Source organism: Cupriavidus sp. CP313, assembly GCF_054072015.1.
In genome coordinates, this window is the sequence record NZ_JBSVZB010000059.1 from 20,315 (window position 1) to 27,795 (window position 7,481).

Here is a 7,481-nt window from a genome sequence, read left to right on the forward strand (position 1 = left end):
GCAGGCGTATGACCATGACCAACGCTCAGTCATTCCTCCTGCGCTGCACGCTGGCCGCCGCCGTTGCCGGCACGCTCGCCGCGTGCGCCGGCACACCCGTGGCGCCGAAGCCAATCGCTTACTTCCTCTCCGTGCAGGACGGCCGCGCTGGCCTGGTCGAAGGCAAGCCCGTGGTACGCAACGCGGGGGACACCCTGGCCGTCGTCGAGCTTGCCGATGGACGCCTGCGCGTGGCGCAGCAGATCGACATACCGACCTCGCTGGTCGGGCCGCCCAGCTCCATCGCCATCGCCCCCGGGGGCCGCCTGGCGCTGGTCAGCGCGGCAACGCGACGCGACCCTGCCGATGCGACCAAGGTGGCCACGTTCGACCTCGTGTCGGTGGTGGCGCTGGATCCCGGCGGCGGCACCGCGCCGCGCGTCACTGGCAACGTGCACACCGGCGCCGGCGCATCCGGCATCTCGATCAACCGGGCCGGCACGCTGGCGCTGGTCGCCAATCGCACCGAGGGCTCCGTCTCCGTGCTCGCCATCGAGGGGGAGCAGGTGCAGGCCGTCGGCAAATTGCAGCTTGGCGACAAGTCTGGTCCGGCGCACGTCGCCTTTACACCAGATGGCCGCCGTGCCCTCGTGAGCCGCGATGGCGATAACCGCATCAGCCTGCTGGCCATCGACGGCCGCTCGGTCACGCTCGACCCGCGCGAGCTGTATGCCGGCCTGCGTCCTTATGGACTCGACGTGTCGCCGGACGGCGCGTGGGCCGCGGTGACCAACCTCGGTGCGGGGCAGGGCGACGCCGACACGATCAGCCTCATCGACCTCCGGGCGCAACCGCCGCGCGTGGTCGATACCGTCACCGTGGGGCAGACGCCGGAAGGCATTTTCTTTTCGCCCGACGGCCGCTCGGTCGGCGTGACCGTCATCGATGGCAGCAACAAGCCGCAGGCCTCTGCCTTCCATGGCACCGCGCGCTATCGCCTGTTCAACATCGAAGGCGGCCGTCTGCGGCCGGCCGCGCAGCTCGCTGGCGGGCAATGGCTGCAAGGCCATGCCTTCACGCCGGACGGCAGCGCGGTGCTGGTGCAGGACGCCGCCAACCGGCAGATACGGCTTTACCGGAACGTGGGCGGCGCGCTGGCCGACAGCGGCGAGCGCGTGCAGCTCGATGGCGCGCCCGCCGCGCTAAAGCTCTGGCGCTGAAGCAACCGCTCCTTGCCGAATGGCATCACCAACTTATTGAGGGATTCATCCGATGAAACAGCCTTCCTTGCTTGAGCGCCTTGCCGCGCTCGACACCAATACGGTCTCCGACGCGCTCGATTTCCTGGGGCTGCCCGGCGCCACGCATGGCCTGCTGCCCCTGTGGGACTGCCCGAAGATCGTGGGCCGCGCCAGCACTATCCAGCTCGGGCCCAAGACGGATGCCAAGCCGACGGTACACCTGATTTCGCCGGTGATTGACGCCGTCAACACCGATGACCGCGTACTCGTGATCGCGGGCGGTGTCGATGGTATCTCGTGCTGGGGCGACATCCTCGCCAATGCGGCCTGTGCGAAGAAGATCAGGGGTTCCGTCATCGACGGCTACAGCCGCGACATCGAGGGCAGCGAGTCGATCGACTACCCGGTCTACGGCCGCGGCATCACCATGATCAGCGCGCGCAACCGTGTGATCCAGACTGGCTCGGGCGAGCCGGTGCAGGTCAGAGGCGTGACGGTGCAGCAGGACGACTACGTGATCGCCGACCGCTGCGGCGCGGTGTTCGTGCCGGCCGCGCGCATCGAAGAGGTGCTCGACCTTGGCGAACGCATCGCGCGCCGCCAGGACGGCATGGTGGCCGCGGTGCGCACCGGCCGCCCGGTCGCGGAAGTCATGCACGACAAAGAGTTTGAAGCCATCAATCAAGGAGGCACGAAATGAACGCACCCGCCATGCGCTCAGAAGACAAGGAACTGGTCGCCCTGTTCGAGGGGCTGGACACGCCGGGCGTATCCGATGCCATGGACAAGCTGGGCCTGCCCGGCCAATGCCTGGGCATCGCGCCGCTGGACAACTACAAGGGCACGGTCGTCGGCCCGGCATTCACTGTCAAGTACGTGTCGGCGACCACGCCGGCCGGGTCGGTCGGCGACTTTATCGATGAGGTGGCCGAGGGCGACGTCATCGTGATCGATAACGACGGCCGCACCGACTGCACGGTGTGGGGCGACATCATGACCCAGTACGCCGGCCTGCGCCGGATCGGCGCCACCGTCATCGACGGTGTCTGCCGCGACGTCTCCAAGGCGCTGGGTGACGGCTACCCGCTGTTCACCAAAGGCCGCTTCATGCGCACCGGCAAGGATCGTGTGCAGGTGGAGGCCGTGGGCGTGCCGGTCTCCATCGGCACCGCCCGCGTGGCCGCGCGCGACATCGTGGTGGCGGACGCTAACGGTGTCGTGGTGGTACCGCGTGAACGCGCCCGGGAAGTGGCGGACGTCGCGCGGCAGATCGAAGGCGTAGAAGCCCAGATCCGTGCACAGATCGCGCAAGGCAAGACCCTGGGCCAGGCGCGCGAAGCGCTGGGCTACCACACGCTGCAAAGGAAAGCATGATGACCGCATCCCACACCACCTACAGCGACGCCAGCCTTGCACTGGCGCGCAAGCTGGGCTCGTCCACGCTCTACGAAGCCTCGGGCCTGCCCACCAGCGCGGTCGATCCGCTGGTCCGCGCCATCTGGCCGGGCGCGTCGGTTGCTGGTCCCGCTTACCCGCTGGAATGCGCACCGGGCGACAACCTGGCCATTCACGTCGCGATGGAGAAGGCGCCGCGCGGCAGCATCCTGGTCGTGTCCACCGGCGGCTTCGTGGCAGGCTATTGGGGCGAAGTGCTGACGGTCGCGGCCGAGGCGGCCGGCATCGCCGCACTAGTGATCGACGGCGGCGTGCGCGATGTCGCGGCACTGACCGCTCGGCGCTTCCCAGCGTTTTCGCGCGGGATCTCCGTGCGCGGAACAATCAAGGCCAGTGTCCCGTCGGTGGGGCAGCCGCTCAGCTTCACCGGCACCCCGGTAGCCGCGGGCGACCTGGTGGTGGCTGATGATGACGGCGTCGTCGTCATTCCGGCGGCGCAGGTCGAGGCGACCCTGGCACAGGGGCAGGCGCGCTTTGACAAGGAGGCGCGGATCATGGACGAGCTGCGGCAAGGACGGACAACCCTTGACCTGCTGGGCTTGTCGCGCTGGAGGGAAGGTACGTGACGGCCTACCCCGCAATGGCCAAGTGGTTCATGCGGCCAAGTACAGGGAGGCCTAGGCCTCGTAGGGCGCTGACTGCGGAAGGGCCGTTTTGCCGGAGCTTTCGGCCTTTGACTTGACTAGAGGCGAACGGCAGAGACTGGCCGATCTGAGCCACTGCCCAGTGCCGCGTTTCAGCATTTCAAGCAGGTTTCATCCGTCAGAGACACACGCCGGGTCTTGTGCGTCTCACTCCGAAAAAAGTTGGGCTATGCAGTGCGCCACTGCGACAGCAGGTCCGGCGTGCTCGTCGCACTCGGCAGCAGCCGATGGGCGTAGCGTGCAATCGGGAAGTCGAAAGTGCCGCGCAAGTTGATGCCGTCCAGGCGGGTCGGCGCAATCTGGCGCAGATCTTCGGTACGCATGGCCTCCCCACCGATGGCCTCAATCGCGTCCAGCGCGCGTTGCATGTGCAGCGTGTTCCAGGCCATCACGGCATTGGACAGCAAGGTCAGGGCCGACGACACCGCCGCCAGCGACGCATCGTGCCGGGCCAGTTCCAGGGGAATCTTGCCATAGTGGATGGCCCGCTGCACCGTGTGGACCGCCTCGCCGCGGTTCAAGGCATGCTGCATCTCATGGCGGAACGCCGGATTGGTGAAATAGTCGATTAGGAAGATCGTGCGAAACAGCCGCCCGAGATGAACGCCAGCCTCATAGACGGGTTGACCTTTCGCGGCCGCGCCGAAGCGCGTCAGCGCCTGGACCGCCGTGCATTGCCCGCTTTGCACCGATGCCGCGATCCGGACCAGCTCGTCCCAGGCACGTTCGATCAAGTCCAGCCGGACATCCGCGTCCGCGACCGCAGCCAATTCGGCCGGTATCTCGTGATCCCTGGGCACATGCAGGCGGCGATCGCGCAGGTGGGCAAGCCGCGGGCAGAGATCGAAGCCAAGCAGCCGGGACAGGTTCATGGCGAAATCGGTGTAGCCATGGGTATCGACCGCAAGTTGCGCCACGTCTTCCGATCCGCTCTGGCGGATCACGCCTTCGATGGCCGCGCCGGCCTGCCGCTCGTTCAGCAGGATTGGCTGGTCATAGAAGATGCCCCAGCGGTCGCGGACATGCGTGTACATACCAATCGACGCGGTGCGACGGCGGGGATCGGCCCGTGCCTGCCAGACCGTGCGCGTGGTCTCCAACGACATCATGTCCGATGACGCCAAATCGGCGCGTCCCCAGTGCCGGGCGATCGGGTGCTGGTGCATGAAGGCGAGTACGGCGTCGGCGGCCTGGCGCAGTTTGCGCTCATCCGCGATGCGATGCATCATCTGCCGGATTGCGCTGGGCGTCAACTCCGGCACCATGCGTGCGAGGTCTGCAGCCGACATCGAGGTGCCGTGCGCCAGCACCGCCGCGTAGACCATCAACAGCTCGCTGCGTGAATGCGGCTCCCGGCCCACCAGGAGCCAACCGAAGTGGGTGCTGCTGTCAATCTCCAGCAGGATTTCCGGCAACTGCCCGCTGGGATGCCGCTCGAACAGCGCGCGCCGCAGGGCATCCACCGAGGCTTCGGGCTGCTTCGCTGCAAGCGGATTGATGTGGACCGCACTATCGATTTTCAGTTCGCCGCGCAGGGCGGCGTCGCGCAACCTGGTGAGACCCGCACCCAAATGTGCAACCACGGGCTCCAGGAATGTCCTGGCATCCTGCGGCAGTTTGAGATGGCCATAGAAGTGGTTACGCCGGGCCTGCCAATCCTCGTTAGAGATCAGCATGGCTGCCTGACTGCGAAAGGCGAAGCTGTGGTCCAGGAAGACCGAGCCATTGCGCAGCGCCACCCGCAGGGCAAACAGCGTCCCCCATTCGAAGGCGGCCAGGGCCCGCTGGCGATCCTGGCCCTCCAATGCTGGCTGCCAGGCGCGTCCCAATCGAACCATCACCCGATCGGGGAGCCAGTCGGCCCTGCGCGCATAGAGCTTGCGCAACACCTCCATCGCCTCGATCACCGGGTGGGCCGACTGTGCCGCGAATGGCAGGCGAACCAGTCTGCCCAGCATGGCTCGGGCTAGCCGGTGTCGCGACAGGAGTTGCGCGCGGATCAGGCTGGCACGGCTTGGCAGATTCTGGCCGGTTGCTGCATCGGCCATGGTGCGCAGTTGCTGACAGAGCGCTTCTCGCGTCAGCGTGTCGTCGGCGACCAGCGCTTTGACGGCGGCAGCGAATTCCCGCAGTTTTGCACCTGGGTCCGGTCGGCCGGCGTCAATCAGGCGTACGGCATCGTTGACACATTTACGAATCCAGTGCCGCAGCATAGACGACAACTGGTCCGTGGCCGCGCACAAGGCATAGCGCAAAAAGCAAGCCGATTCCAGACGGCGGGACTGTTGCGCGACCCGCTTGCTGACCGACGCCGGACGGTTGGCGCAGCGCCTCGCGTAGTGCCGCACCACTGCCTCATTGCAGGCCGCCGGCCAGCCGTGTTGGATGCCCAGCTTGTAGAGCCTATCGATCTTGTTAAACAACTCGCCTATCTGATGGGTCGAGTTGCGCAGCGGGACCGCCCACAGCCATTGCTGCAGGCTCGCGCGGTCGCCATCCGGTCGCGGTAACAAGGTACCCCACGCATCGAGGGCGGCCTCGCCATAGGCTTGCACCAGCGCGCCAGCCAGGGCCGCCTCGAAGGCCTCCACCGCCTGGCTGATGAGTCGTTTCAGCGCCCGGTCATGCGGAATCAGGATGCGATGCTCGTACAGCCAGCGCTTCAACTCGTGCAGCAGGTCACTACGGCTCGGTTGGCCCGCCAGCCGCTCCTTGAGCCAGCGCGTCACGTAACGTCGCTGATGCTCTGCCATCGGGCTGAACCCGAGGGCTTGGTAGGCTAGCATCTGGTGGTCCACCAAGGTATCGGTGCGCCCGTCATACAGCGCACCCAGCGTGCCCATATCCGGCGGCGTGATGCCGAGTTGCGCGCCAACATAAGCCCAGAGGAATTTGGGCACCTGCTTGTAGGCATCGAGGGTGCGCCCCGTCATGCGGACAAAGCCGACATGAACGGCACAGGCCAAGCGATACAGATGGCTGCGCCGCGCGTCGATCAGGGATCGCTCCTTGGCGGAGAAGGTGAAGAACGTGGCAAGCTCGAACTCGCTGAGTTCGCGCGGAATCTGCCGCATGCCGAGGTACGCCAATTGCCAGTGGTCCATCGCGCTTTTCTCCCAAGCGTGAGACGGACCGCCGAGATTAGCGACAAGGAGACTGAGACGCAACGTGTCTGCCAATAAAGTGTCTCATGAGGCAATTCCGGCGACCGAAAAGGGCAGACAGTAACTTATTGATTTACGTGACTATTTTCCTGGGCGTCGCCCGGGAACACGCATGGATGCTTGGGGGCGCTATCCCGGTAAACTGCAGCAAAATCAAGGAGACCCCTGGCAGGAACTGCGCGGGCGCACGCGCGTCACCATCGAGCATCCGGACCTGCCGGACGACTTGAAACAGGTCGCCGCCGAAGCGGTCCGGACCATCTGGCAGGCGGCCAACGAAGCCGCCACCGGCGAGCTGGCCACGCTGCGCGCCGAGGCCCGTCACGCGGCCAGCGCCGCCGAGGGCGAGCGCGACGCCGCGCGCGCCGAGACCGCGGCGGCGCGCGAGGACGTCGCGGCAATCGCGGCGCAGCTGGTCGAGGCGCGCCAGGCGCACGACGCCGGGCAGGCGGACCTCGCCACGGAGCGCCAGGCCCACGCCGCGACCCAGGCCAGGCTGGAAGCGGGCCGGGCGGAACTGGACGCCGCCGGCCGGCAGCTGGCGGAACTGCGCACCCAATTCTCGACCGAGCTGGAGCGCGCCCGCGAGCAGGTGACCCTCGCGCAGGAACGGGCCGAAGCCAGCGAGAGGCGGAGTCTGCGCGAACTGGACGCGGAGCGCACCGCGCGCCAGAAGAGCGAGCGCACGGCCGACGATTTGCGCGGCGAACTGGTGGCCGCGCGTAGCGAGGCCCGCGACGCGGCGGTGGCGCAGGCCGAAGTCCGCGCCCGGCTCGAGGCGCAGGCCGCGGCGCTCGCCGATCGGCTCGCCAGCGCCCAGCAGGCGCAGCGCAAATCGGCGCACGACCTGGACGCGGTGCAGGTGGAGCTGGCTGCGGCACAGCGCCGGGCCGAACGGGCCGAAGCCGAAGCGGCGCTGGCGCGCCAGCTGCTGGCAGAATTGCGGGTGGCGCCACCCGGGCGGGGGGAGAGTGGTGGCGGGCGGCGGCGCAAGGCCG

The 7,481-nt window shown here is 67.3% G+C and carries 6 protein-coding genes; 5 read left to right on the top strand and 1 reads right to left on the bottom strand.

The window, feature by feature from the left end; genetic code table 11:
• Positions 1-14: 14 nt before the first annotated feature.
• Genes ACW4E8_RS39710 through ACW4E8_RS39725 form a run of 4 tightly spaced genes read left to right on the top strand, consistent with a single transcriptional unit; the run spans position 15 to position 3,241 of the window.
• A complete protein-coding gene (locus ACW4E8_RS39710; protein WP_456809476.1) occupies positions 15-1,199 on the top strand; it encodes a YncE family protein in 1,185 nt (394 codons plus the stop codon).
• A 52-nt stretch (positions 1,200-1,251) separates the two neighbouring features.
• A complete protein-coding gene (locus tag ACW4E8_RS39715) occupies positions 1,252-1,920 on the top strand; it encodes an RraA family protein (protein WP_456809477.1) in 669 nt (222 codons plus the stop codon).
• Positions 1,921-1,931: 11 nt separating this feature from the next.
• A complete protein-coding gene (locus tag ACW4E8_RS39720; protein ID WP_456809482.1) occupies positions 1,932-2,594 on the top strand; it encodes an RraA family protein in 663 nt (220 codons plus the stop codon).
• Positions 2,594-3,241 carry an RraA family protein gene (locus ACW4E8_RS39725; protein ID WP_456809478.1) on the top strand — a complete coding sequence of 216 codons (648 nt, stop codon included), beginning with the start codon at positions 2,594-2,596 and terminating at the stop codon, positions 3,239-3,241. Before ACW4E8_RS39720 ends, ACW4E8_RS39725 begins: the two co-directional genes overlap by 1 nt.
• A gap of 245 nt (positions 3,242-3,486) precedes the next feature.
• Here ACW4E8_RS39725 and ACW4E8_RS39730 read toward each other — a convergent pair whose 3' ends face one another.
• Positions 3,487-6,423 carry a Tn3 family transposase gene (locus ACW4E8_RS39730; RefSeq protein WP_456809479.1) on the bottom strand — a complete coding sequence of 979 codons (2,937 nt, stop codon included), beginning with the start codon at positions 6,421-6,423 and terminating at the stop codon, positions 3,487-3,489.
• A 172-nt stretch (positions 6,424-6,595) separates the two neighbouring features.
• Between ACW4E8_RS39730 and ACW4E8_RS39735 the strand changes: the two genes are divergently transcribed.
• Positions 6,596-7,481, top strand: an 886-nt coding sequence (locus tag ACW4E8_RS39735) for a DNA-binding protein (RefSeq protein ID WP_456809480.1), incomplete at its 3' end; no start/stop codon positions are given.